Annotated in this window: 1 protein-coding gene; it reads left to right on the forward strand. The window is 70.9% G+C overall.

All coding sequences use genetic code 11. The features are described from left to right. Positions 1-111: 111 nt before the first annotated feature. On the forward strand, positions 112-1,826 hold a 1,715-nt coding region (locus RMO40_RS00975; RefSeq protein ID WP_309715074.1), incomplete at its 3' end, for an HDOD domain-containing protein.

Here is a 1,826-nt window from a genome sequence, read left to right on the forward strand (position 1 = left end):
GCTTCGTGAGCGAAGGCCAGGCCTTCCAGCGCCTGGGTCAACCAGCCGACCCCCACCCGGGCGTTCGGGCGCTTCGAGCTGCGCCAGCTGCTGGGCAAGAGCGACCGCACCATGCTCTGGCTGGCGTTCGACCCGCGCTCCAGCCAGGAGCTGCTGCTCACCCTGCCGCGCGTGCAACCCCCCACCGCTGCCGCGCTCGAGCTGTGGCTGGCCGACGCCAAACACGCTGCCCGCCTGAACCACCCCAACCTGGCCCATGTGGTCGAGGTGGGTGTGCAAGACCACTGGCCCTACATCGCAGTCGACCGGGCCCTGGGCCAGACCCTCGGCGAGCGCCTGGCCACACAACGCCAACTGCCGCCCGACGAAGCCGTCGGCTGGTTGACCCAGGCGCTGGAAGGCCTGGCCTTCGCGCACGAAGCCGGCCTGGCCCATGGCGACATGCAGTTGCACCAGCTGTTGGTGAGCGACCAAGGCACGGTGCGCGTGATGGCCTTGGGCGCCAGCCTCAGCGCTGTTGCCAGCTCCGACCATGCCAACGACCGCGCGATGCCGCTCGACCCGAACCGCCTGCGCCAGGCCCGAGAGTCGGCGGTGCGCGACGTGCTCTGCGCCGGTGTCTTGCTGCACCACCTGCTGACCGCGGCCCCTGCGCTCGAAGAACCCGACACCGGCCGCGTCATCCAACGCCTGCCGCCGCAGGGCCGCGAGATGCTGCGCCTGCCCTGGACCACACCCCAGCCGGTGCCCGAAGCGCTGCGCGCCATCGCCAACCGGGCCACCACCGCACAAGAGCGCCAGCGTTATCACAACGCGCGCACCCTGCTGGCCGCGCTGAACGGCTGGCGTGAAGCCGCCGCCCAGGCCGATGGCGGCGCGCTCGCGCTGCTGATCGACCGCTTGCGCAGCGTCGGCCACCTGCCTGCCGCGCCCGGCGTCGGCGCCCGTGTGGCGCGCCTGGCCGTGGCGGAGAGCCAGCGCACTGACGAGATGGCCGAGCAGATCTTGCAAGACATGGGGCTCAGCTTCGAGCTGCTGCGCACCGTCAACTCGGCGCAAGTGCAAGGCACGCAGATCGCCGGCAACGGACCGGTGCTGACGATTCGCCGCGCGATTGCGCTGGTCGGCCTGAAGGGCGTGCGCCAGGCGGCTGCCTCGCTGCGCGCCTGGCCGGGGCCGTTGTCCGAAACCCATGCCGCTGCCTTGCAACGCCTGATGGAACGGGTGCGCCTGGTCGGCCACACCGCGCAAGCCTTGCGGCCCGCGGGCTATGACCCCGAGGTGGTCTACCTCATCGCCATCCTGCAAAACCTGGGGCGGCTGATGGTGCAGTACCACTTCCCGGAAGAAGCCGAGCAGATCCGCCAGCTGATGCAAAGCGCACCGGCTGCCGAACCCGGCGAACCCGAGCTGCCCGGCATGACGGAAGAGGGTGCATCGTTCGCCGTGCTGGGGGTCGACATCGAAGCCTTGGGCGCCGCGGTGGCCAAACACTGGGGCTTGAGCGACGACGTGTTGCACATGGTTCGCCGCCTGCCCATCGGCCGCCCGGTGCGGGTGGCCGACAGCGACAGCGACATGCTGCGCCTGGCCGCGAGCGCAGCCAACGAATCGGTCGACGCCTTGTCGCTGACACCCGCCACGCGCGTGGGCCCGGCGCTCAACAACGTGGCCCAGCGTTACGGCAAGGCGCTGTCGATCACCGTCAAAGACATCACCGATGGTGTGCAGGCCGCCAAGGGCAGCCTGCGCAGCGGCCCCTCGGCCGCGGTGCCGCGCGCGCCGGAGCGTGAACACGCCGAACAAGGCGACCCCGGCACGACCGA

The sequence above is a fragment of the Rhizobacter sp. genome (assembly GCF_031412075.1).
In the GTDB taxonomy this organism is placed as follows: domain Bacteria; phylum Pseudomonadota; class Gammaproteobacteria; order Burkholderiales; family Burkholderiaceae_C; genus Rhizobacter.